A 22,814-nucleotide genomic window follows, 5' to 3' on the forward strand; every position below is an offset into this window, starting at 1 on the left:
CACATTCAACGATTATTGATAAAGGTGGACTCATGGGTCACGCAGAAAGCAAATTTCAGCCTGCTAATATTGCCGTTCTGACGGTATCTGACACGCGCACAGAAGAGAACGACACATCTGGTCGTTACCTCGCCGAACAACTTCAGGAAGCCGGTCATCACTTGATCGACAAACAAATCGTGATCGATGACATGTACAAAATTCGCGCGGTGGTGTCTCAGTGGATCGCCGATGAAAACGTACAAGCGATTATGATCACAGGCGGTACTGGCTTTACATCACGTGACAGCACGCCAGAAGCGCTGAAACCGCTGTTTGATAAAGAAGTGGAAGGCTTTGGCGAATTATTCCGCATGGTGTCTTATGAAGAAATTGGCACCTCGACCATTCAGTCTCGCGCGGTTGCCGGTTTTGCCAACCACACGGTGATTTTCGCGATGCCGGGTTCAACCGGCGCCTGTCGCACTGGTTGGACGAAGATCATTCGCCAACAAATGGATGCCAGCCATCGCCCATGTAACTTTATGCCGCACCTGTCGGTGTAAGGGGGCGTCATGAGTCAACTGACCCACATCAACGCGTCCGGTGAAGCGAACATGGTGGATGTTTCCGCGAAAAGCGACACCGTTCGTGAAGCGCGTGCTGAAGCTTTTGTGCAGATGGCACCGGAAACGTTGCAACTGATCCTCTCGGGACAACATCACAAAGGGGACGTCTTTGCGACGGCTCGTATCGCGGGGATTCAAGCGGCGAAACGCACTTGGGAGTTGATTCCACTGTGCCATCCACTGCTGCTGTCGAAAGTCGAAGTGCAATTGGAAGCAATTGAAGCGGAAAACCGCGTGCGTATTGAATCTGTGTGCAAATTGGCGGGAAAAACCGGCGTGGAAATGGAGGCGCTGACCGCGGCTTCCGTTGCTGCATTGACCATTTACGACATGTGTAAAGCCGTGCAAAAAGACATGGTGATTGAACAGGTTCGTCTGTTGGAAAAAACCGGCGGCAAATCGGGTCACTTTAAGGTGGATGCATGATCAAAGTACTGTTTTTCGCGCAAACCCGCGAGTTGGTCGGCTGCGACGCGCTGACGTTGGACGCGTCATTTGCCACCGTTGAAGCCTTACGTGCGCATTTGGCTGCGCAGCCAGGGAAGTGGTCGCTGGCACTGGAACCCGGCAAGCTGCTGGCGGCTGTGAATCAGGCGATCGTGCCGATGGACTTCGCGCTGAATGATGGCGATGAAGTGGCGTTCTTCCCCCCTGTGACCGGAGGTTAATATGGACAATCGAGTTTCTGTTCAAACACAGGATTTTTCCGTTGCCGATGAGTACGCGCAACTTTCTGCGGGCACACAAGCCGGTGCAGTGGTGACCTTTGTTGGAAAAGTGCGCGACATGAACCTTGGCGACAATGTGACGGGATTGCATTTGGAGCACTACCCGGGCATGACCGAAAAAGCCTTGCTTGAGATTTGTGATGAAGCGGCGCGCCGCTGGCCATTGCAGAATGTGCGTGTTATTCACCGTGTTGGTGACATGGACATTGGCGATCAAATTGTGTTTGTGGGCGTGAGCAGTGCGCATCGCAGTGCTTCGTTTGAAGCGTGCGAGTTTGTGATGGATTACCTCAAAACCAAAGCGCCGTTCTGGAAGAAAGAACGCACGACCGAAGCCACGCGTTGGGTCGATTCCCGTGAGTCGGACGCCAAAGCAGCAGAACGTTGGCAGCAATAAGCCGCTGATGAACCCAAAAGCAGAGTCGAATGGCTCTGCTTTTTTGATTCTGCCTGCGTCAGTAAATGTGCAGTGTGCCGCGCTGCTGGTGTTTGGCATGAAACAGTGCTTTGTCGGCAATCGCGACCAATTTTTCAGCAGTCATGTTCGGTTCGAGCCGCAGGCAGTGCTGAATGCCGATGGTCACCGACAGCACGTCACCGACTCGCGAGGCGTGGTGGGGAATATGCAAGGCTTGAATGTCTTGCAACAGTTGACGTGCTTTGTGTTCGCACTGTTCGATGCTGATGTCAGGAATAAACAACAAAAATTCGTCCCCCCCATAACGAAAACAGAGATCGCCTTTTCGCTTCCAATGATTCAACGCTTGGCTCACTTGCTTGAGGGCTTCATCGCCTTGCAGGTGTCCGTAGCGATCGTTGAACTCCTTAAAACAGTCAATATCAATCATAAACAGCGCGCTGGACACCTGTTCGAGCTTGGCGACATCGAGCGCCTGTGGCAACAGCGAATCCATGGCGTAACGGTTGTACACCTGCGTTAAATGGTCGATGTGCGTCAGGTGTTCCAACTCCAGTTGGTGACGCGCCAGCTTGTCGACTGTTCGCTTGTATTCCGTGATGTTGCGAACAATCCAAAGTACGTATTCGGTGTTTGGCAACGGCACCACAAGTGCGGTAAAAAACTGCACGTCTGTCGGGCCTTCTAACCCCTCAAAGCACGGCATCTGTTTGGGATCTAAATCGTATTCCAGCTCGGTCGCTTCACCGCTGTGAATGGCGTGTGCGATCACTTGTGTAAACCAAGCGGCTTTATCCGGTGGGAGCACTTGGTGCTGATTCATGCCGATAATGCTGGTGGGATCATGGTGACGTTGGGTGTCGGTACCACCCCATGCTTCGACATACACGCCGTCATGGTTTATCAAAAATGTGGGCTCGGGCAAGGCTTCAAACACCACATGCAGTAGATCCGGGTTGGCCGTAATCACTGAGTAGAAGACAGAATTCACCATAGTTGGCTCTATTGATGGTTGAGTCAATAATTAACATATAGATGAAAACGCAGGGAAAAGCTTGCTTCGTCACGCAGGAACAAAAAATAAGACGGATTTTATCGTGTTGACGTTAAAACGTGAGGCGAGTGGTGTGCACGGGACGGGGATTCATCGAAAAAAACTATCAACAAAATTGGGGTTTTCCATTTAGTAAAATCAAGAAATTAGTCAACACTTACTAAATACGCAACATGAGTTTGCGAGCGATTAAGGAGAAGCGCGATGGATTCGTTGAAAGTAAGAGACTACATGACCGTGAAAGCCGTGACCTTCAAACCCGATATGTCGATGTCGGCAGCGTTGGAACGGGTGATGAATTCTAACCACTTGGGCGGCCCGGTGATTGATGATCAAGAACGCGTGATTGGCTTTTTGTCTGAACAGGACTTGTTGGAAAAGCTGATCAAAGTGAGTTACCACTGTCAGGACACCCATATTGTCAGCGATTGCATGCATCAAGAGGTGCTGTCGGTCTCGCCGGAAATGTCGATCATCGAGTTGGCCGAAATGATGAAAGTGGGCAAACCGAAGGTGTACCCCGTGGTGGATGAAGGCAAGCTGGTGGGCATCATTACGCGACGTGACGTGCTTCAGGCGATTGGGAAATACCTCTCCGCGTGTTTTCAGCATCCGGTTTAAGCGACGGCGACAATGTGGGACAAAGGGCACTGCGGTGCCTTTTGTTGTTTCTGCGGTTGTTTCAGCGTCCGAGCGCGAGAATGCGAAATAACGCTTGACCTTGGAGTAGACTCCAAGGTGTAGCATTGAGCCAAGCCTGATAAAAGGAGATCGGTTATGTGTACCAAACATGAAGGTTGTCGCTCAGAAAAATCAGCAGCGCCAGCGATCCAATCTGTGTCTTGCTGCGCGGCAAGTCCAAAAATCCAATCTATTCATCCTGCGGGCGTGCGCGCCCCCGAAGGAAGCTGTTGCTCGTCTGACACAGGCAGCGGGCCCGATGGCCCTGACGAAGACGACCCCGCCAAGGGCACGTCAACATTCAAACAGAGCTGGCGCGTGGCCGGCATGGATTGCCCATCGTGCGCGCGTAAAATCGAAACCGCAGTGAATCAATTGAGCGATATCGTTGATGCGCGGGTGTTGTTTGCGACCGAGAAGTTGGTGGTGCAGTTTAACAGCGCGGCCACAGCAACCGCGATCGAGCAGGCCGTGACCAATACGGGCTTTAAGATTTACAGCGATCAAGCGGCATCAACTGCCGAGCAAACCTCGCCGCGTCATCCACTGCTTGAAACCGAAACGCTACGCATCATCGTGCTGGCCGCCCTGATGGCAGTAGGTGCCTTGGTGAGCTTATGGTCTGCAGAAAGTGGGCATTGGATATTCGTCGTGAGCTGTCTGGCCGGTTTGATCCCCATTGCCAGCAAAGCGTGGAAATTGGCTAAATCAGGCACGCCGTTTGCCATCGAAACCCTGATGACGGTGGCCGCATTGGGCGCATTGTACTTGGGTGAAACCGTTGAAGCGGCGATGGTCTTGCTGCTGTTCTTGATCGGTGAACGCTTGGAAGCCTTTGCCGCCTCAAAAGCGCGCAGCGGCGTGCAATCGTTGATGGAACTGGTGCCGGAAACAGCCGTTCGTTTGGTCTCAGGCCAGCGAGTGGAAGTCCCGGTCAGCACGTTGAACCCGGGCGATATTGTGGAAGTGGCCCCCGGTGGTCGTTTGCCCGCTGATGGCGTGCTGCTGGAGCGCGCAGCCAGTCTGGATGAAAGTGCGCTGACCGGTGAATCTCTGCCGGTTGACCACCATCAAGGCGATCAGTTGGTCGCGGGTGCTGTGGTGGTTGACCGAGTCATTCAACTGAAAATTACCTCCCGTCAGGGCGAGAATGCAATTGACCGCATTCTGCATCTGATCGAAGAGGCGGATGCCCGCCAAGCCCCCATGGAGCGTTTCTTAGACCAATTCAGCCGTTGGTACACGCCGCTGATGATGGTCGTGGCGCTGTTGGTGGTCACGGTGCCGCCACTGTTATTTGCCCAGCCTTGGGAAACGTGGGTCTACCGCGGCTTAGCGATGCTGCTGATTGCCTGTCCGTGTGCGCTGGTCATTTCCACACCGGCTGCGATAACGTCGGGGTTGGCTGCAGGGGCGCGTCGTGGCGCGCTGATTAAAGGCGGCGCGGCGCTGGAGCAACTCGGCCGTATTCAAACCGTGGCGTTTGATAAAACCGGCACGTTGACCCAAGGTAAACCACAGGTGACCGACCTTGTTGCGTTTTCCGGTTGGTCGGAAGCACGATTGTTGACGATGACTGCGGCCATCGAGCAGGGCTCTCGTCATCCACTGGCGATGTCGCTGGTGGACACCGCGCAGCAACGCGGCGTTGTGTTACCGCCCGCGGAGGATAAACAAGCCTTAGTTGGCCGCGGTGTGAGCGGACGTATTGGTGAGCAGCAGTATCGCGTGTTGGCGCCAAGCAAGGTCGATGTCACGCTGGAAGCTTCGGTGGCCCAATCCATTGCCACGCTTGAAGCACAGGGAAAAACCGTGGTCGTTGCGTTTGAGGACGAGCACGTGATTGGCTTGGTGGCTTGGCAAGATACGTTGCGAGACGACGCGCAGCAAGCCATCGCGGATCTGCATCGCATGGGCATTACGACCACCATGTTAACCGGGGATAACCCGCGCAGTGCCGCAGCGATCGCCAGCCAGCTCAATATGGATTTTGAGGCCAGCTTAATGCCGGAAGACAAAGTGGAGTTTGTGCGCCAACTGGCGCAGCAGCATCACGTCGCGATGGTGGGCGATGGCATCAACGACGCGCCCGCAATGAAAGAAGCGAATATTGGCATCGCGATGGGCGGCGGAACGGATGTTGCGCTGGAAACCGCAGATGCAGCGATTACGCACAACCGACTGACCGAGCTGGCCAGTATGATTGCGCTCTCCCGAGCGACCTTGAGCAACATTCGCCAAAACGTCACCATTGCATTGGGACTAAAGGGCATTTTCTTAGTCACCAGTTTACTGGGCGTGACGGGATTGTGGGTGGCGGTCCTTGCTGACAGTGGCGCGACAGCGCTGGTGACATTAAATGCGCTGCGGTTGTTAAAGTTCAAGAAGTAGCGATGTTTGTGTCTATACTGACTCATGGCAAGGGTGGGCCTTGCCATGTCACGGTATTCAGCGTTGGTAGTGATATTGCGCATAGTTGCATCAGAATCATGATTTTATGTGATTAAGATCTATTTTTATTGAAATGTAACTATTTATTGCGTTAAATCTTGTGATTGCTATCACTTACTGTTTGGGTCTGCTCCGTTAAAGTAGCACGGTACCCAAACATATTTATGAGCTGAATAAGCCACAATGAAGGAGTAACTTATGTCTCAAGCCGTATTCCACCTTGGTGTTACTGAAGCCGATCTGAATGGTGCAACATTGGCGATCATTCCGGGTGACCCTGCACGCGTGCAAAAGATCGCGGAACTGATGGAAAACCCTGTGTTCCTGGCAAGCCATCGTGAATACACGCTGTACCGCGCTGAGCTAGATGGCCAATCCGTTGTGGTGTGTTCAACAGGTATCGGTGGCCCATCAACTTCGATTGCGGTTGAAGAACTGGCGCAATTGGGTGTTCGTACATTCCTTCGTGTGGGCACCACTGGTGCGATTCAGCCTCACGTGAACGTGGGTGACATGATTGTGACTACGGGCTCTGTACGTCTTGACGGTGCAAGCCTGCACTTTGCGCCAATGGAGTTCCCTGCAGTGCCTGACTTTGAAGTGGCAACTGCGATGAAACAGGCGTCAGAAGAGAGCGGTGCGACCGTTCACATGGGCGTGACGGCATCCAGCGATACGTTCTACCCAGGCCAAGAGCGTTACGACACGTTCACAGGTCGTGTGGTACGTCGTTTCCAAGGCTCGATGAAAGAGTGGCAAGAAATGGGCGTGCTGAACTTTGAAATGGAATCAGCCACGCTGCTGACCATGTGTGCAAGTTCAGGCCTGAAAGCGGGCTGTGTGGCAGGTGTGATCATCAACCGCACGCAGAAAGAGATCCCAGACCATTCAACGCTGAAAGAAACCGAAGCGCGCTCTATCAAAGTTGTGGTTGAAGCTGCACGTAAAATGCTGAAATAAGCTTCATCAAATTTCATCAAAAACGCCACCTCCGGGTGGCGTTTTTTTATGTCTGGCGTTTGGCCTTTACGCAATCACCAGCTTGGGGAGCGGTAGATACAGGCTTTCAGTTAAATCAGCCAGCATCTGGTCATACACATGGGCAATGCTCAGCGATACATCGGACGTCAATTGGTAGAGCTGTTCGGCATCGATGTCATACATCGGATTGTCATGCAATTCGGCCAGTGTGTGCATGGCTTTGGAGCACGCTGGTGATGCGATCGACAGCGGGCTGATCAGCGCCAATTGGTTTAATTTGCGGCGGACCAAATCGCAGTAGTGTTGCATACGTGAACGACCGTCGTGCGTGTGCATGTCTTCAATGCAGATGCGCAGTTGCGTCAGGGCGTCCATGGTGTCGATGACTTGCTGCCAGTTCATGTGGTACTCATCGCTCAAATCTTCACGGCTAGATTCCACTAGCCACGCCAGCATGACTTCATCCATCAAGAACATGCAGTGACGAATTGCTTTGCCGTGGATCATTTGGTTGCGCGCAATGGTGCGATCAGACCATTCTTTCATCAATGCTTTGAGCTTCAACTGTAAAATGCGATACATGGGTTTGTTGTCAAAGTGAGCCGTGGCGATCAAATGGTTGGATTTTTCGTGCATCAAGTCGTGCAGGTGACTCAGTTCCGTCTCGCGGTGTTCACCAAACATCAGTGCATGATGCGTCGCACTGCGGTGTTGGCGACATAAATAGAGCAATTGGCGCAGGTCGACGAGCAGTTCGTATTTGCGCTGAAGGGTCGATTCTCTTTGTTTGGCAAAGAAGAACATCAGGCACAGTATGCCGATTGAAATGAGCATCGAGATAAAGACAAACATAACCAACTCCTTGTTAGTGTTTATACTACGAAGGAGTTAGCAGTCTTGATGCCAAGTTTTTTATTTTTATAAATCAATAGTTTAACAAAAATAAAACAAATGATTTGCACTCGAATTGTGCAATGTGAACTAAAAGTGTGAGCTGGTTCAATAAAAAAGCCCTCGGGCTGGTGGGCGCCGAGAGCTTTTGATGGTCAGATGGTGTTCGCGGATGGGGTGATTACATCACACGCATACCCGGCTGTGCACCGTCGTGGGGTTCCAGAATCCACAGCTCGCTGCCACCGGGGCCTGCGGCGAGGATCATGCCTTCAGACATGCCGAACTTCATCTTACGTGGTTTCAAGTTGGCAACGACTACGGTGTATTTACCCACCAGATCTTCTGGGTTGTACGCCGCTTTGATGCCTGAGAACACTTGACGCATTTCGCCACCGATATCCAATTGGAATTTCAGCAGTTTGTCTGCTTTCGGTACCGATTCACACGACACGATCTTGGCAATACGCAGATCCACTTTCGCGAAATCATCAAACTCGATTTCTGCTGCGATCGGGTCTTTGCTCAGTTCAGTTTCTTGTGCTTTTGGCGCTGCTGCTTCCGCGGCGGCTTTCTCGGCAGCCGCTTCTTCGCGTGACGCTTCAATCATCGCTTCGATGTGTTTTGGATCGATACGATTGAACAGGGCTTTGAACGCGCTGATGGTGTGGCCAGTGAGCGGTTGAGCCACGCCGTCCCAAGTCAGTTCTTGGTTCAGGAAAGCTTCTGTGCGCGCGGCAAGGCCCGGCATCACCGGTTTCAGGTAAGTCAGCAGCACGCGGAACAGGTTGATGCCCACGGTACAGATATCCTGCAGCGCTTGATCTTGTCCTTCCTGTTTTGCGACCACCCAAGGTGCTTTTTCATCAACGTATTGGTTGGCTTTGTCTGCCAGCGCTGTGATTTCACGAATGGCGCGGCCAAATTCACGCGCTTCATACAGCTCAGCGATGCGATCGGCTGCTGCGACAAATTCGTTGTACAGCTCAGGCTCGGCGAAGCTGTCAGACAGTTTGCCGTCGAAACGTTTGGTGATGAAGCCTGCGTTACGTGATGCCAGGTTGACAATCTTGTTCACGACGTCTGCGTTGACACGTTGCGTGAAGTCTTCCAAGTTCAGATCCAAGTCATCAATGCGACTGTTTAGTTTTGCTGCGTAGTAGTAACGCAGACACTCTGGATCCAAATGGTTTAGGTAAGTGCTCGCTTTCACGAACGTCCCTTTCGACTTCGACATCTTCGCGCCGTTTACCGTCACGTAGCCATGCACAAACACGTTGTTAGGTTTGCGGAAGCCGCTGCCTTCCAGCATCGCTGGCCAGAACAAGCTGTGGAAGTAAACGATGTCTTTACCGATGAAGTGATACAGCTCTGCGGTACTGTCTTTCTTCCAGTACTCATCGAAGTCTAGACCGTCTGTCTTATTACATAGGTTTTTGAACGACGCCATGTAGCCGACAGGCGCATCCAGCCACACGTAGAAGAATTTGTTCTTCTCGCCCGGGATTTCAAAACCGAAGTAAGGCGCATCGCGGGAAATGTCCCACTGTTGCAGGCCAGATTCAAACCACTCCTGCATTTTGTTAGCCGTTTCAGATTGCAGTGAGCCAGAACGTGTCCACTCTTTCAGCATGCTTTCAAACTGAGGCAGATCGAAGAAGAAGTGCTCAGAATCTTTCATGATTGGTGTTGCGCCAGAAACCGCTGATTTTGGATTGATCAGTTCAGTCGGGCTGTACGTCTCGCCACAGGCATCACAGTTGTCGCCGTATTGGTTTTCTGATTTACATTTCGGGCAGGTGCCTTTCACAAAACGGTCTGGCAGGAACATCTCTTTCTCAGGGTCAAACAGCTGAGAAATGGTGCGGCTGGAAATAAAGCCGTTCTTTTTCAGTTCCAGATAAATGTGCGAAGCCAGTTCACGGTTTTCTTCGCTGTGTGTGCTGTGGTAGTTATCAAAGCTGATATCAAAACCTGCGAAGTCTTTTTGGTGCTCTTCACTGACCGCAGCAATCATCTCTTCCGGAGTCATACCCATCTGTTGCGCTTTAAGCATGATTGGCGTGCCGTGAGCATCGTCAGCACAGATGAAGTTTACAATATTGCCGCGTAGGCGCTGGTAACGAACCCAAATATCCGCTTGGATATGCTCAAGCATATGACCTAAGTGGATCGAACCGTTAGCGTACGGAAGGGCACAAGTTACCAAAAGTTTTCTTGGTTCAGTTGCCATACTTAATTATTCGCTTTGTTTGATAGGTATTTAATGTGATAGATAATACTACCTGATGACGCTGTTAACGCCAAGGCGTGAGTAGGGGCAAAGCCTTAACTTTTTAAGGGTTCTGTCTGATGCATGAGAGTGATAGCATGACCTCAAAAGGAGGACTTATGCTTACGTTTACGTCCAAACAGGATTTCTGTTCCTGGTTAAGTCAATTTACCCATCCGAATTTGGTGGCCGATTGGGCATCAACCGCTGGTATTGTGTCTGTGGCCCCGACGGGCGCGTTTGTGATTGCGCTGCCATTTGCTTGCCGCGGTGTTGTCGCAGCGCTCGACGCGTGGCTGACCACGCAACAAGCGTCACACGCGGTTGCGCCGTTTGAATACGCGATTCAAGTCAAACCCAAAGCGCTGGAAACGCAGGTCACTCATCCACTGAAAGGGGTGAAGAACATCATCGCGGTCACCTCAGCTAAAGGCGGGGTGGGTAAATCAACCACCGCCGGGAACTTAGCCTTGGCGATTGCCGCTTGCGGAGCCCAAGTCGGGATTTTGGATGCCGACATTTATGGGCCATCTGTGCCCATGATGTTTGGTCAGCCGGATGCCAAACCAACGGTGCGCGACAACAAATGGATGCAGCCGGTAATGGCTCATGGTATTGCCACTCAATCGATTGGGTATCTGGTGGATAAATCCGATGCAACGATTTGGCGTGGCCCGATGGCGTCCAAAGCGTTAGCCCAGTTACTCAATGAAACCGAATGGCCCGATCTGGATTATCTGGTGCTCGACATGCCACCGGGCACGGGTGACATCCAATTGACGTTGGCGCAGCAAATTCCGGTGACGGGCGCGGTGATTGTGACCACACCGCAAGACTTGGCGCTGGCGGATGCTCGTAAAGGCGCGGCGATGTTCGAAAAAGTCGATGTGCCGGTGGTGGGGCTGGTGGAGAACATGAGCTACCATATTTGCAGCCATTGTGGCGAAAAAGAGCACATCTTTGGTGTCGGTGGCGCGCAGACGCTGGCGGCGGAATATGGTTTGTCGCTACTTGCGCAAATTCCGCTGCACATTCAGATGCGTGAAGATATTGATGCGGGCAATCCAACTGTCGTGGCACATCCAGACAGTGAACATACCGCGCTGTATTTAGATTTGGCGGAGCGAATTTGCGCTCAGTTATATTGGCAAGGCAAAGCGAAACCGGACCCGATCAGCTTCGCTTTGGTGGAGTAATCTAGATCACAAATATTTGCAGAGTGAATGTAATCGTTTGCTCTGTTTTAATGTTGTTCGATCAGGGAAATTATTGATACTTTGCTCCACTGCAAACTGGTATCTACCTTGTGAACTCCCTATAATCAGGCGGTTTATCTTAGTTTCCTCATCTTCACGTATCGGGTGCACATACATGTCTGATAATAATCAATGCGTCATCGTCGGTATCGCTGGCGCTTCTGCTTCTGGGAAAAGCCTCATCGCCAGTACCATTTACAATGAACTGCGTGCGAAAGTAGGCGACCATCAAATTGGTGTGATCACGGAAGATTGCTATTACAAAGACCAAAGCCATCTGAGCATGGAAGAACGTGTCAAAACCAATTATGACCACCCGAGTGCGCTAGACCACGATCTGCTTTGTGAACACCTGCAAAAGCTGACCCGTGGTGAAGCGGTTGACGTCCCTGAATACAGCTACACTGAACATACTCGCACCTCAAATACGGCCACGATGACACCAAAGAAGGTGATCATTTTAGAAGGCATTCTGCTGCTGACGGATCCGCGTCTGCGTGATTTGATGCACGCAAGCATCTTTATGGACACCCCACTGGACATCTGCCTGCTGCGCCGCGTGAAACGCGATGTAGAAGAACGGGGTCGTACCATGGAATCGGTGTTGGCTCAGTACCAAAAGACGGTACGCCCTATGTTCATGCAGTTTATTGAACCGTCTAAACAGTACGCAGACATCATCGTGCCGCGTGGCGGTAAAAACCGCATCGCGATTGACGTGTTAAAAGCGCATATTGCGAAGTTGCTAAAATCGTAAATTTAACCAATGCTTAGCATTAGCTGACTTTATTTTTCTTCGTATAAGTGGCACTTTAGGTGCCACTTTCTTTATCCGTCAAGCAAGGAAAAAAGCAGATGAAAAAACTGTTCCTGTGCGTTGCTGCATTGTTGATCGTCGTGCTAGGCGCGATCGCAGCCCTCGTTATTTTGGTCAATCCCAACCAATTTAAGCCCTTGTTGGTTGAGCAAACCAAGAAGCAAACTGGCCTTGATCTGGTGATCGAAGGCGATATCGGTTGGCAATTCTTTCCCTCCATTGGGTTTGAGTTGGGCAAAACCGAACTGAAAAACCCATCAGGCTTTAGTAGCCCGAATCTATTTAAAGTCGACAGCGTCGGGATTGATGTGTCGGTGATGCCGCTGTTTGATAAACAGTTGCAGATCGGCAACATCCGCCTAGACGGTGCCGAAGTGCATCTGGAAACGCTCAAAGATGGCCGCTCGAACTTAGACAGCCTGACCAAAGCGCAGACCTCGACCCCATCGAACGATGCGAAAGAGACCGCTCCGGCAGCAGAAACACCGACCGCCAATGACTCGGCTTCTGCGGCGCAGGATTGGTCAATCAACCTCGCTGGTGTTTCCATCAACAATGCGTTGCTTGAAATACAGGATCGCAAAGCGGGCACACAAACCAAGTTGTACGATGTGCAGTTGCAAGTGTCTGAATTTGCTGCTGACGCTTGGACTCGTGTGGATTTTGCAGCCAAAGGCAGCAACAACCAACAGCAGTTTGGCGCCAGTGGTAACGCGGAAATCAAGCTGTCGAAAGATTTCAAACAATATGCGCTGCGCAATATCACGCTTGATGCGAATTTCAGCGATCCAAGCACGCGTATTGATTCAGCCAAACTGGCTTTGGCAACCTTTGAGTTTGATAAAGCCAACGCGCTGACATTCTCAGCCAAAGGCACCGCCTCGCAGATGAAACTGGACGCCAACGGCAGTGCCTCGGTGACCGTTGATCAGGCAATCAGTCACGTGAGCGTTGAGAAGCTGGATTTAACCGCCAACCTTGATGGTGCGGCGTTGCCACAATCACCGATGAAGGTGACCATGCAATCTTCAGTCGCGTTTGATATGACCAAAAATGCGCTGAGTGTGGTTTTAGATAAACTCACCGCCAACGCATTGCAGTTCGATGGAAAAGCCAACGTGGTGTTGGGGGATATTCCCAAAGTCCGCTTTAATCTGCACAGCCCAGATATCGATTTGGATGAATTCCTCGGGCTCAATCAGTCAACAGCAACGGCTGAAAGCAAGCCAGCCGCTGGTGGTTCTGCAGGCAAGAGTTCTTCAGACAAAGCTGAGGTTGAACCGGATTTGTCGGCACTGAAAACGTTGGATGTCGCGGGTGATATCGCCATCGATAAATTTAAAGCCAGCAACGCAAAAATGCAGAACGTGAAAACCAGCTTTACGGTGAACCGGGGCGTGATCGATCTCAAATCGTTTACCGCCAATCTGTATGACGGCAGTGTGAAAGCAACCGCGCAAATTGACGCGCGCAAAACACCAGCCACATACACTGTGAAGAAAACTGCTATTGGCATCAAGGTTCAGCCGCTGCTGAAAGATGTGTTGGATAACGACAAACTGGAAGGCACCGGGAACATCGATGTCAACGTGCAAGGGAAAAGCCTGACGCCAACGGGGATCAAACAGAATCTCGCGGGTACGGTGGCGATTAATTTTGCCGATGGGGCCGTCAACGGGATCAACGTGGCGCAGCTCATTCGTACCAATTACGCCAAGATCAAAGGCCAGACCGTGACGGATGTCGATTCCGTGCAGAAAACCGATTTCAGCGCGATGACCGCGACCCTGAAGCTGAACAAAGGCGAAATGACCACCGATAACCTCAACATGCAATCGCCTTTGCTGCGCATTCATGGTGAAGGCAAAGCGAACTATCTGCAGGAAACTGTCGATTTTCTGGTGCGCACCTCAATCGTCGGAACCTTGGAAGGGCAGGGAGGCAAGAACATTGATGAACTTCGCGACGTGACCATTCCAATCAACGTCTCTGGTCAATGGGCAGATCCGAAATTCAAACTGGTATTTGATGATGTGCTGAAACAGAAAGCACAAAAAGAGATAGATCGTGGCCTTGAGAAACTCAACGACAAGATCAAAGACGAGAATACCAAGAAAGCGGTGGATGGCTTACTCAAAGGGCTATTCAAATAAGCGTTCGACACCTCAATCAGTTGACGTACTGAACCAATCTAGGGCTGGCATATCCAGCCCTTTTTTATGGTGGTGATGAGATGCGCAGGGTCTTCCTTACGCAATGGTGAAGAAGAGAAGCGGCGGCGCAGTGCGGGTTTACCAATCCACGCCTTGTAACGCTTTCACGCCGGACTCGAACGCGTGCTTCACGTTTTTCACTTCAGACACGGTATCGGCCATGTCAATCAGCGTACGATGGGCGCCACGGCCCGTGATGATGACCGATTGCATGTACGGGCGATTCTTGAGCGACTCAACCACTTCATCGAGGTCGATGTAGCCGTAACTCACCATGTAAGTCAGTTCGTCAAACAGCACCACATCCAGCGACTCATCTTGCAGCATGCGTTTGCACTCTTGCCACACCAGTTGTGCGGCTGCCGTGTCGCTCTCTTTATTTTGCGTTTCCCAAGTAAAGCCCGTTGCCATGACCTGAAATTCAACGCCGAGTTTTTCCAGCAGGTTGCGTTCACCGTTGTCCCAAGTGCCTTTAATAAATTGTGCCACGGCACACTGTTTACCGTGGCCCACTGCACGCGCAACGGTGCCAAAACCTGAGGTGGATTTTCCTTTACCGTTGCCAGTGATGATCAGCAATAAGCCTTTCACTTCCTGTGCGGCCGCAACGCGCGCATCAACTTGTTCTTTGACTTTCTGTTGTCGTGCTTGATGGCGTTCTTGTTTGATCTCTTCGCTGGACATGCGCAATCCTTGTTGTTGTGATATTCCCGCTATGATAGCCCAACTCGTGAATGGCAAACACCAACGAAAAGCATGGAGATATAGGCAAGATACGTGTGTTGACGCGGGCGAAGGCTGCCAACCGGTGGCGGCGCAGCCTGCCGAGCGCTAAATGGAGAGTTTTTGCACGGTTTCCGACACCAGATCTGCGTCGTAGATGATCTCTTCAATCACACGTGAGACGGTGTTGGCTTGATTCTCGCCGTGTGAGGCTTTATCAAACACGACTTTGATGGTGTGATCGATATTGCCAATGATTTGCGAGTTTTTGTCGATCACGGATGCGATTTCAGACGTGGATGCTGAGGTGCGAGAGGCCAGTTTACGGACTTCGTCGGCGACCACGGCAAATCCGCGTCCTTGATCGCCTGCTCGCGCCGCTTCAATCGCCGCATTGAGTGCCAACAAGTTGGTCTGTTCGGCGATGTCGCTGATGGTAGACACGATGGCCTCGACGTTCTTCGATTGGCGATTGAGTTCTTCAATCAACCCACTGACGACATCGACCGCAGCATTGATCTCTTTGGAATTCGACAACATCGATGCAATGGAGCCTTGCCCCTGACGAGCTATGGAGACGGTGTCTTCGGCAATTTGACAGGACTTTTTCGCGGCATCGCGTACGACCATGGCTTGTTCAACCCGTTCGGTGATGTCGCTCGCCAACTTGATGATCTTCACCACCTTGTTTTCGTGATTGAAAATGGGGTTGTAGGTGGCTTCCAACCAGATCACGCGCCCGTGCTTGTCCCGGCGTTTAAACAGACCAGATTGAATTTTTCCGCTGGCGAGATCGGCCCAGAAATTGGGATTGTTTTGGTAAAAATCATCTTCGCAAAATAGGCGATGATGCTGACCGACAATGTCGTTGAGCTGATAATCCAAACAGGCGAGAAAGTTTCGGTTGGCGCTGAGAACCGTGCCATCGGGCGTAAAATCAATCACCGCCAGTGACTTGTCCATTGCTTTGAGCAGTGCCTGATTTCGCTCTAATTCCACTTGCTCTTGAGTGACGTTCGACGCCACTTTGGCCACGTAGGCGACGTGGCCATGCTCAAGTACCGGAAAGTACGTCGCAGCCACCCAAACGGCGTTGTCGTGGCGGTCTTTGCGAATGAATCGACCTCGAACGGGGTGGCCGCTTTTTAAGTCGTGCCATAACTGTTGATAGTCCGCTTTGGCGGTGTCTTCAGGAAAACAAAGTATGCTGTGATGTTTGCCTTGAACTTCCTCTAGGGTATATCCGACCACACTCAAAAAGAGTGCGTTGGCAAAGCGGATGTGGCCGTCAGGCGTAAATTCGATGTACGGTACTTGTTCTCTGATGGCGTTTTTAAAGCATTCGAACTGAAACCGTTCTTGTTGCAATGCTTCCATGGTGTGGCGAGTTTTCTTGGACCCAAACATGTCATTCCCTCAACAAATAAAACTAGGTCAAACCATCAGTTATTTAGTCGTAATAGCGGATGATTACAAGCCGCATGAACCGCTTTTTGGCGGAAGTGTGTGAGCCGATGTATTCAACATGCGTTTCAACAACATCAACTGCAACTCGAATGTATGATGGCATGGATTCTGTGATCTTATTCTTTTGATATGCAATGAGTTTAGTTCAAATTCGGAGGGATGCGATATCAACGCCAGATTGCGTCACCTGTCATGTGTTGTGTGAATCGCATTTACTCAACGTGATAAGTCTGTCAATTACACAAATTTATTTGAAGTTGTTGACAATATTGCGCGTTTTTCGTCCAATGGGTCACTCATTTGCCACGGGTCATCTATAGTCAGTCATGAAACCAATGACAATATCTCCACGATACACTTCGCTTGCTTAAAGGGCTGAGCTGTTGCTTAGCCCTTTCTTTTTGTGTGATGCATCCACCCACCCATCAAGTCGTGTGATTCGTTCATAACGTCAGTGTGTGAATTTATACTGTAATTATATACAGGTATCTTTTATACTGCGGATTCATCTACACCGATGGAGAACGAGAATGGAATGTGCAGTGCAGACAAACCCACGCTTTCCCCGCGCCGACACGGATGGCGTGATGATGGAGTGTGAAGCGCGGACACAACGCATCCACTTGGCGGTTGAGCGCGTGGCACGAGAATCGCAATGCTTGGCAGATTGGCTCAGCTACGTTTATCTTGACCATACCGCGACGCAAGACGTATGCCGTCGCCGTCTGTTTGATGCTATTGATGCCGAGTGGCAACAGCAACACTTGGATCGTGTCCTTGCTCCTTCTTTCCGATCGCTGATCCCTGTTCTTGTTGATGGTTTTGCGCTGACACGAGGCGGCCATGCCGAATTGATGTCACGTGTGGGGCGTCGACAGGCATTCCCGACGTTTACGCGTGTCTATTTGATCAACGCGCTGGTGGAGGCAGACAGCTTGGCGTCTGGAGAACGTTGTGAGGCGTATAAACAGGAGCGCCGAGCATACTACCGCCACCAGTGGCCGACTTGGCAAAGCAAAGTGAATGAGTTAATGCAACTTTTACTGCAATACGATCAGATGGCGCGTACACTTTTTAAAAACAAACTGGAATGAGTGGATGAAACGTAAAACTGCCATATTGGTTGTGTGTATGGGAAATATTTGTCGTTCTCCAACGGGAGAAGCGGTGCTGAAACACAAAGCGCAGCAATTGGGGCTTGAGATCGAGGTCGATTCTGCGGGCACCATTGGCTATCACCAAGGGAACCTGCCCGATGCACGCGCAAGAGCGGCGGGAGAAAAACGTGGTTATTCATTTTCTGGGATGCGCGCTCGTCAAGTGACGAATGATGACTTCGCTCATTTTGACCTTGTTTTGGCTGCAGATCGCGACAACTTGTCGGATTTAAAACAGCGCTGCCCATCTGAATATCAACATAAATTGGCGCTATTTTTGAGTTTTGGCCATTCGGAATATGATGAAATTCCCGACCCTTATTACGGCGGAGAGCACGGTTTTGAAATGGTGTTGGATCTGATTGAAGAAGCGTCCGAGCAATTGCTTTTTCAACTCAAACAAGAAGGCCAGTGTTGAACACTGGCCTTTTGGGTATCAAGGATAATTAGAAACGGTAGCTGGCTTGGATACCGGCGATCCATACGTTGCCGCTCATTTGACCGTCAAATTGGCCACCCACCGCCTCGGCTTTGTCATCGGAAGCATAGCCACGAGATTCCAAAATGTCGGCATCTTTAGCGAAAATGTAGGTAAATGCAGCGTCTAGGGTGAGCTGTTCGGTGATGTCGTAACCTGCACCGATACTTAGCCAAATACGATCAGTTTCTGGAATGGTGATTGTACGGTTTTTAGTGCTCACCGCAGCGGTGTCGTAGGCGACACCCGTGCGTAGCGCTAGTTTCGGATCAAGTTGATAGGTCGCACCAACGGCAAAGCGGTAGTTGTCTTTCCAGTTTTCTTCTTTCACCATCACCGAACCCATGGTATCGAGTTCTGCTTGCAGCTTTTCAAAGCTGCTCCAGTCCGTCCAGTTGATGCTGGTATGCAGCGCAAACTGATCGGTGATTTGGTGGTAGGTTGACAGCTCAGCCGTTGCAGGCAGTGTCAGCATCATATGGCCGGTATCAGACAGCACGGCATTGTATGCTTGAACATACATGTTTGCTGAGCCTGTCAGTTTCAAATCGACTTCAGATTTATACGCAAAGCCAATGCGGTTGCTCGGCGTCACTTGCCATGCAGCGCCTGCTTGCCAGCCCCAGCTGGTGTCATCGCCTTCCATGTATTTCAACGTTGTGCCTTGAGCAAGGCCAAGCGCTTCAGTTTGTGCGGGTGATTTGGCGCCAAAGTGGCCTTCACCTTTCACAAAACGAACACCACCACCCACGCTAACGGTTTCTGTCAGTTTGTAGGCGATGTTGGCGTTGGCTTCCATGGTTTTCACCATGGCTTCATTACCAAAATGGCTCGCGGCGAACCCAGAATCTAATTCGGTTTCCATGCCGTAGTTGGTGCCAAATGCCAGGCCAACAGCCAGTGTGTCACTCAGTTGGTGAGACAGATAAAAGTTTGGAATGACAGCATCATTGGCGTAATCAGAAGAGCTGGCGCTTGAGGTCTTGTCGTAAAAGTTCACATCGCCTTCGACGTCCACATTGGGGTTCACGTACAGTGCGCCTGCTGAAAATTGGGTGCCTTTCAGATAAGTAAGCATGGCAGGGTTACGCCATTGTGCGCCTGCGTTGTCAGCCATGGCAGCTTCACCAGCGTACGCTCGGCCAAGGCCGGTTGCAGAGTATTCTGCTAACTGGAAACCAGCTGCTTGAGAGAGAGTTGAGACACTTGCTAGACCACATGCTACTGCAATAGAAAGAAATTTCTTATTGGTTTTCATTATATTGTTCGCTGAATTTATCTGAATGGATGACCGTAAAGTCTAAAACTAGAGCTTTTGCTTTAACAATAAAAAACACTGTATTGGACTTGTTTGGATATAAAATCTGCTAATTGATGGATAAATAGCGAAAGTAACTGATTTAAACCGTACGGTTATTCTTCTTTCGGCGTACAACTGTAGGGCGGGGGGCGCCTTTGGGAACACAAGTGTTCGCCAAAATTCAATCGGGTGAAAGCATTCCAGAAATAAAAAGGGCTGGAAATCCAGCCCTTAAAGTGAGTTGTCTATCGACTATTTTGCTTAGAATGTACGGCTGTATTGTAAGCCCAATAGGATCGCATCAGCGTGCGTTGTACCAGTAAAGGTCGAAACAGTTGTGCCAGAAACGGTGGTTGACTCAGATACGTCAACATCTTTACCCAATAGGTAGGTAAAGCCAAAATCTACATTAGACTGTTCATCAACTTGATAAGTGAAACCTGTCGAGAACCATTGACGATCTGAATCAGGAACTGAAATTGACGTGATCTTATCTTGAGCGCTAGTGTCATACATATAGCCTGCGCGTAGCGTCCAAGTTTTATTTAGGTAGTAGGTACCTCCAATGGCATAATGCCAGCCGTCTTGCCACTCGTAGAGTTTTTCGTCAACGTTTTCATTTTTAAATTCAATCTTATCGAATCGGTTCCAACCAATATATTGGATGCTGTAGTGTAGCGCGAAGCTGGTGTTTTCAATTCGGTGATAACCAGAAAATTCAGCGATATCTGGTAGAGGCAGTTTTACTTCTTTGTCGCCATCTTTTGCTGTGATCTCTGGGCTATAACGATAGGCTAAACCGAAACGGTTGTTTTCATCCAGCTCCCATACTGTACCCACATTGAAGCCCACGCCCCATCCGTCAGCTTTGTCAACATTTACAGCGTCGTAACCGTTTAACGCGTTGAGCATACCCGTGGTTGCATCAACGACAGGTCCAGTATAATAATTATCACTAAAGCTACGTTTTAAGGTGCCTTGACCGTAAATGACATCAATACCGGCACCAAAGCTCCATTGTTTATTCAGACGATATGAACCGGCTAAGCCGAAGTTTACGCTTAAAACTTCAGTTTCACCGCCAAACTCACCACCAGCGTAAGAGCTGCTGTACTTGGTTTTGGTACCAAAGTTGGTGTATGCATCAGCACCCCATGCAAACTTTTCGTTTATTGGAACAATCAGGTGTATGTTCGGTGCAACAGAAGTCGTGCCTGCATCATCATAATCAGCGTTTGAAGATTGGCCTGCAGCATTGGTGTAAGTGCCATCTTTAACTTCAATCATCGACGTGATGGTTTCAAAACCCAAAGACATCGATGTTTTGTCAAATAGAGCCATGGCAGCGGCGTTACGTGACATCACCGCTGCGTTATCTGCGATAACGGCATCACCGGCGAATGCACGGCCAAGGCCTGTGGCAGATTGAGCGTTGAGCTGGAAGCCCGCAGCCATTGCTTGCTGCGTAGCGAGAGAGACGGTCACTGCTAAGAGTGACTGTTTAAACAGACGCGTCTTGTTCATTTGGACTTTTCCTTATTATTCGCCTCTTTGGGCGTTTGTTTTGAGCAATTGCTCAGTTGGTGGCTGATACTAGACGCAAGTATAGAGTATAGAAATCCGACCATTGTCTAATTGGATGATAAAGTTATAGAAATGATGACCATTTGGCATGAAAATGCTCGGATATGTGATTTTTTAGAGTTTTAACTCTATTTTAACAATTAAAAAACCCGCTCAAGGAGCGGGTTGGGGTTATTTTGCTGGTTTTATCATCGGCATCAGATGTTCGGCTATTTTCGCAACATTTTCGCCTTGATTACCGACGAGTATCAAACTCATGTGGCCGATGGGCTCAATGATACCGGACATGCCAGCCTTATCGAACTGGACATTTTGCTCACTGGCCATGGCGGTCAAAAACAGCGTGACTTTGCCTTTTTCACCTTGAAAAACCATGTGAACAGCATTGGCATGACCAAATCCGCAATGGTTGAGGTAGTACACGTGATACGGGAAGGTCCCGTTGAGGTGATAGGCGAAAGGTTGCATCTTCGCATTAATTTGGCGGGAGCTAACCGCTTCATCTAATACAGAAACAAACACTTCTTCGTCTAAAACGTGCTTAACGGCGATATCTGCAAGACTCGCCTGTGCTGGCGTCACGAGCAGGTTGCCCCAATTGACTTGTCCTACCGCTAAACCGACGACAAACGCCACGGATGCAGCCATCGCCATGGCTCGGCGTACAAAGCGCGGACGCACAACGTTATCGGCAGCCGAACTGTGGCTGAACAAGATACGATCTGCCAAACCATCGGGCACCTCGACTCGCATTACTTCAGCAATTCTTGCATCCAGGTTCAACACGTCGTCGGCAAATTTGCTGTTTGCTTCATGCGCAGCAATGGCCTCTTGCATCGCTTTGTCGCGATGCTTTGGATCCGACAACATGCGGCGGCGAAATTCTAAATCATCCATTTTGCTGCCCCCTGTAATTCTCTGAAGAATCTAACATCTCTTTGAGTTGGTTGCGTGCCCGAAATAGTCGGGTCATCACGGTGTTTTTATTCAGCTCCAGTATCTCAGCAATCTCCTCGCCACTAAAGCCCCCAATCACTTGCAAAAACAGCGGCTCTCGGTAATCCACATCCAGTTTCATGATTTGTGCGTGCAGCCATTCCTGTTGATGATGTGCATCATCTGAAACGTTGGCTTCGTTGCTGTGGTCATCGATGTCCACCAAGTCAAACTGTTTGCGTTCAAACCGCCGTGCGTTTTCGCGCCGCAATATGGTAATCAGCCACGACTTTGCGGCTTTCTCATCTTGTAAACTGTCGAGCGATTTCCACGCCCGTAAGCAGGTTTCTTGCACCAGATCTTGCGCCACGCTTTGGTCTTTACACAGCCAGTAAGCGTAGCGATAGAGATCGCGATGGTAAGCACGAACCAGTGCTTCATATTTTCTTTGTCTGTCCATACCGCTATTGACCGGACGGTTGGAACTTTTCTTTCCAAATATTTTGAGTAGCGACACAAAAGTCTCCAGTTGATCACGCCAGATCCGTTCAGAAGGAGGAATGCACAAATACTATTCAGTTTCGAAATGTGCTCAGAGATTGTTTTGAATCAAGTTTAGGCGGCGTTGGGGTTACAAAACCACGATAAAATTGATCTAAGCCAAAATCTCATGCCTTGATACGGTTATAGTAGCTCCTGTCATCTAGTTAGTCTTTGCGGCTAACGTGTTGAGCAAGATGACACTTCCTTTTGAAGGCTGACTTTACTTTCTCCTAATCAGGAAACTGATTATTTTCAA

General features: G+C 50.2%; 21 protein-coding genes. 12 read left to right on the forward strand and 9 right to left on the reverse strand.

The features are described from left to right. Positions 1-32: 32 nt before the first annotated feature. From moaB to moaE, 4 genes are read left to right on the forward strand one after another with little or no spacing between them, the layout of a single operon-like run. Positions 33-545 carry a molybdenum cofactor biosynthesis protein B gene (gene moaB, locus ACS18Q_RS04195; RefSeq protein ID WP_441257420.1) on the forward strand — a complete coding sequence of 171 codons (513 nt, stop codon included), beginning with the start codon at positions 33-35 and terminating at the stop codon, positions 543-545. Between the two features lie 9 nt (positions 546-554). Next, positions 555-1,034, forward strand: a complete 480-nt coding sequence (gene moaC / locus ACS18Q_RS04200) for a cyclic pyranopterin monophosphate synthase MoaC (protein ID WP_004726638.1) — start codon at positions 555-557, stop codon at positions 1,032-1,034. Beyond that, positions 1,031-1,276: a molybdopterin synthase sulfur carrier subunit gene (gene moaD, locus ACS18Q_RS04205; protein WP_004726637.1), complete on the forward strand. Its 246-nt coding sequence runs from the start codon at positions 1,031-1,033 to the stop codon at positions 1,274-1,276. Before moaC ends, moaD begins: the two co-directional genes overlap by 4 nt. A gap of 1 nt (position 1,277) precedes the next feature. Next, positions 1,278-1,733 carry a molybdopterin synthase catalytic subunit MoaE gene (gene moaE / locus ACS18Q_RS04210; RefSeq protein ID WP_014205521.1) on the forward strand — a complete coding sequence of 152 codons (456 nt, stop codon included), beginning with the start codon at positions 1,278-1,280 and terminating at the stop codon, positions 1,731-1,733. A 58-nt stretch (positions 1,734-1,791) separates the two neighbouring features. Here moaE and ACS18Q_RS04215 read toward each other — a convergent pair whose 3' ends face one another. Beyond that, a complete protein-coding gene (locus tag ACS18Q_RS04215; protein WP_172475415.1) occupies positions 1,792-2,745 on the reverse strand; it encodes a sensor domain-containing diguanylate cyclase in 954 nt (317 codons plus the stop codon). A gap of 267 nt (positions 2,746-3,012) precedes the next feature. Here ACS18Q_RS04215 and ACS18Q_RS04220 point away from each other — a divergent pair, with 267 nt between their 5' ends. The 3 genes from ACS18Q_RS04220 to udp all read left to right on the forward strand — a co-directional run bounded on the left by ACS18Q_RS04220 (position 3,013) and on the right by udp (position 6,900). Next, positions 3,013-3,429: a CBS domain-containing protein gene (locus ACS18Q_RS04220; protein WP_004726634.1), complete on the forward strand. Its 417-nt coding sequence runs from the start codon at positions 3,013-3,015 to the stop codon at positions 3,427-3,429. Between the two features lie 156 nt (positions 3,430-3,585). Then, on the forward strand, positions 3,586-5,880 hold the full coding sequence (locus ACS18Q_RS04225; RefSeq protein ID WP_441257421.1) for a zinc/cadmium/mercury/lead-transporting ATPase: 2,295 nt from the start codon (positions 3,586-3,588) through the stop codon (positions 5,878-5,880). Positions 5,881-6,138: 258 nt separating this feature from the next. After that, on the forward strand, positions 6,139-6,900 hold the full coding sequence (gene udp, locus ACS18Q_RS04230) for a uridine phosphorylase (protein ID WP_004726632.1): 762 nt from the start codon (positions 6,139-6,141) through the stop codon (positions 6,898-6,900). Between the two features lie 66 nt (positions 6,901-6,966). Here udp and ACS18Q_RS04235 read toward each other — a convergent pair whose 3' ends face one another. Together ACS18Q_RS04235 and metG are read right to left on the reverse strand one after the other, a co-directional pair. Further along, positions 6,967-7,773 (reverse strand): hypothetical protein, encoded by an 807-nt coding sequence (locus ACS18Q_RS04235; protein WP_014205518.1) that lies wholly within the window; start codon positions 7,771-7,773, stop codon positions 6,967-6,969. A 220-nt stretch (positions 7,774-7,993) separates the two neighbouring features. Beyond that, the gene (gene metG, locus ACS18Q_RS04240; protein WP_038151364.1) at positions 7,994-10,045 is read right to left on the reverse strand and encodes a methionine--tRNA ligase; all 2,052 of its coding nucleotides are present in this window, start codon (positions 10,043-10,045) and stop codon (positions 7,994-7,996) included. A gap of 158 nt (positions 10,046-10,203) precedes the next feature. Here metG and apbC point away from each other — a divergent pair, with 158 nt between their 5' ends. The 3 genes from apbC (at position 10,204) to ACS18Q_RS04255 (ending at position 14,310) form a co-directional block, all read left to right on the forward strand. Then, entirely contained in the window at positions 10,204-11,280 is a 1,077-nt protein-coding gene (gene apbC, locus ACS18Q_RS04245; protein ID WP_441257422.1) for an iron-sulfur cluster carrier protein ApbC, read from the forward strand. Between the two features lie 175 nt (positions 11,281-11,455). Beyond that, positions 11,456-12,097, forward strand: a complete 642-nt coding sequence (udk, locus tag ACS18Q_RS04250) for a uridine kinase (protein ID WP_004726628.1) — start codon at positions 11,456-11,458, stop codon at positions 12,095-12,097. Between the two features lie 98 nt (positions 12,098-12,195). Further along, complete coding sequence (locus ACS18Q_RS04255) at positions 12,196-14,310, forward strand: AsmA family protein (protein ID WP_441257423.1); 2,115 nt, start codon at positions 12,196-12,198, stop codon at positions 14,308-14,310. Positions 14,311-14,448: 138 nt separating this feature from the next. Here ACS18Q_RS04255 and cobO read toward each other — a convergent pair whose 3' ends face one another. Both cobO and ACS18Q_RS04265 read right to left on the reverse strand, forming a co-directional pair. Then, positions 14,449-15,054 (reverse strand): cob(I)yrinic acid a,c-diamide adenosyltransferase, encoded by a 606-nt coding sequence (gene cobO / locus ACS18Q_RS04260; protein ID WP_441257424.1) that lies wholly within the window; start codon positions 15,052-15,054, stop codon positions 14,449-14,451. Between the two features lie 147 nt (positions 15,055-15,201). Further along, positions 15,202-16,500, reverse strand: coding sequence for a methyl-accepting chemotaxis protein (locus ACS18Q_RS04265; RefSeq protein WP_158140974.1), 1,299 nt, complete (start codon positions 16,498-16,500; stop codon positions 15,202-15,204). A 590-nt stretch (positions 16,501-17,090) separates the two neighbouring features. Here ACS18Q_RS04265 and ACS18Q_RS04270 point away from each other — a divergent pair. Together ACS18Q_RS04270 and ACS18Q_RS04275 are read left to right on the forward strand one after the other, a co-directional pair. Then, entirely contained in the window at positions 17,091-17,654 is a 564-nt protein-coding gene (locus tag ACS18Q_RS04270) for a hypothetical protein (protein ID WP_441257425.1), read from the forward strand. 4 nt (positions 17,655-17,658) lie between these two features. Then, a complete protein-coding gene (locus ACS18Q_RS04275) occupies positions 17,659-18,135 on the forward strand; it encodes a low molecular weight protein-tyrosine-phosphatase (protein WP_238772524.1) in 477 nt (158 codons plus the stop codon). Positions 18,136-18,163: 28 nt separating this feature from the next. Here the strand turns inward: ACS18Q_RS04275 and ACS18Q_RS04280 are convergent, their stop codons facing one another. From ACS18Q_RS04280 to ACS18Q_RS04295, 4 genes are all read right to left on the reverse strand, one after another. Then, positions 18,164-19,453: an outer membrane protein transport protein gene (locus ACS18Q_RS04280; protein WP_441257426.1), complete on the reverse strand. Its 1,290-nt coding sequence runs from the start codon at positions 19,451-19,453 to the stop codon at positions 18,164-18,166. 303 nt (positions 19,454-19,756) lie between these two features. Next, positions 19,757-21,019, reverse strand: a complete 1,263-nt coding sequence (locus tag ACS18Q_RS04285; RefSeq protein ID WP_014205509.1) for an outer membrane protein transport protein — start codon at positions 21,017-21,019, stop codon at positions 19,757-19,759. 231 nt (positions 21,020-21,250) lie between these two features. Beyond that, positions 21,251-21,976, reverse strand: a complete 726-nt coding sequence (locus tag ACS18Q_RS04290; protein ID WP_172562007.1) for a DUF3379 domain-containing protein — start codon at positions 21,974-21,976, stop codon at positions 21,251-21,253. Next, on the reverse strand, positions 21,969-22,544 hold the full coding sequence (locus ACS18Q_RS04295; protein ID WP_172562352.1) for a sigma-70 family RNA polymerase sigma factor: 576 nt from the start codon (positions 22,542-22,544) through the stop codon (positions 21,969-21,971). Before ACS18Q_RS04295 ends, ACS18Q_RS04290 begins: the two co-directional genes overlap by 8 nt. Positions 22,545-22,814 lie beyond the last annotated feature (270 nt).

Origin of the sequence: Vibrio sp. Vf1514 (assembly GCF_052076135.1) — a bacterium.
Classification (GTDB): Bacteria; Pseudomonadota; Gammaproteobacteria; order Enterobacterales; family Vibrionaceae; genus Vibrio; species Vibrio furnissii.

What these genes read in the sequence shown, in the direction of transcription:
- moaB (WP_441257420.1), top strand. Translation starts at nt 33, where the DNA reads ATGGGTCACGCAGAAAGCAAATTTCAGCCTGCTAATATTGCCGTTCTG.
- moaC (WP_004726638.1), top strand. Translation starts at nt 555, where the DNA reads ATGAGTCAACTGACCCACATCAACGCGTCCGGTGAAGCGAACATGGTG.
- moaD (WP_004726637.1), top strand. Translation starts at nt 1,031, where the DNA reads ATGATCAAAGTACTGTTTTTCGCGCAAACCCGCGAGTTGGTCGGCTGC.
- moaE (WP_014205521.1), top strand. Translation starts at nt 1,278, where the DNA reads ATGGACAATCGAGTTTCTGTTCAAACACAGGATTTTTCCGTTGCCGAT.
- ACS18Q_RS04220 (WP_004726634.1), top strand. Translation starts at nt 3,013, where the DNA reads ATGGATTCGTTGAAAGTAAGAGACTACATGACCGTGAAAGCCGTGACC.
- ACS18Q_RS04225 (WP_441257421.1), top strand. Translation starts at nt 3,586, where the DNA reads ATGTGTACCAAACATGAAGGTTGTCGCTCAGAAAAATCAGCAGCGCCA.
- udp (WP_004726632.1), top strand. Translation starts at nt 6,139, where the DNA reads ATGTCTCAAGCCGTATTCCACCTTGGTGTTACTGAAGCCGATCTGAAT.
- ACS18Q_RS04235 (WP_014205518.1), bottom strand. Translation starts at nt 7,773, where the DNA reads ATGTTTGTCTTTATCTCGATGCTCATTTCAATCGGCATACTGTGCCTG.
- metG (WP_038151364.1), bottom strand. Translation starts at nt 10,045, where the DNA reads ATGGCAACTGAACCAAGAAAACTTTTGGTAACTTGTGCCCTTCCGTAC.
- apbC (WP_441257422.1), top strand. Translation starts at nt 10,204, where the DNA reads ATGCTTACGTTTACGTCCAAACAGGATTTCTGTTCCTGGTTAAGTCAA.
- udk (WP_004726628.1), top strand. Translation starts at nt 11,456, where the DNA reads ATGTCTGATAATAATCAATGCGTCATCGTCGGTATCGCTGGCGCTTCT.
- ACS18Q_RS04255 (WP_441257423.1), top strand. Translation starts at nt 12,196, where the DNA reads ATGAAAAAACTGTTCCTGTGCGTTGCTGCATTGTTGATCGTCGTGCTA.
- cobO (WP_441257424.1), bottom strand. Translation starts at nt 15,054, where the DNA reads ATGTCCAGCGAAGAGATCAAACAAGAACGCCATCAAGCACGACAACAG.
- ACS18Q_RS04265 (WP_158140974.1), bottom strand. Translation starts at nt 16,500, where the DNA reads ATGTTTGGGTCCAAGAAAACTCGCCACACCATGGAAGCATTGCAACAA.
- ACS18Q_RS04270 (WP_441257425.1), top strand. Translation starts at nt 17,091, where the DNA reads ATGGAATGTGCAGTGCAGACAAACCCACGCTTTCCCCGCGCCGACACG.
- ACS18Q_RS04275 (WP_238772524.1), top strand. Translation starts at nt 17,659, where the DNA reads ATGAAACGTAAAACTGCCATATTGGTTGTGTGTATGGGAAATATTTGT.
- ACS18Q_RS04280 (WP_441257426.1), bottom strand. Translation starts at nt 19,453, where the DNA reads ATGAAAACCAATAAGAAATTTCTTTCTATTGCAGTAGCATGTGGTCTA.
- ACS18Q_RS04285 (WP_014205509.1), bottom strand. Translation starts at nt 21,019, where the DNA reads ATGAACAAGACGCGTCTGTTTAAACAGTCACTCTTAGCAGTGACCGTC.
- ACS18Q_RS04290 (WP_172562007.1), bottom strand. Translation starts at nt 21,976, where the DNA reads ATGGATGATTTAGAATTTCGCCGCCGCATGTTGTCGGATCCAAAGCAT.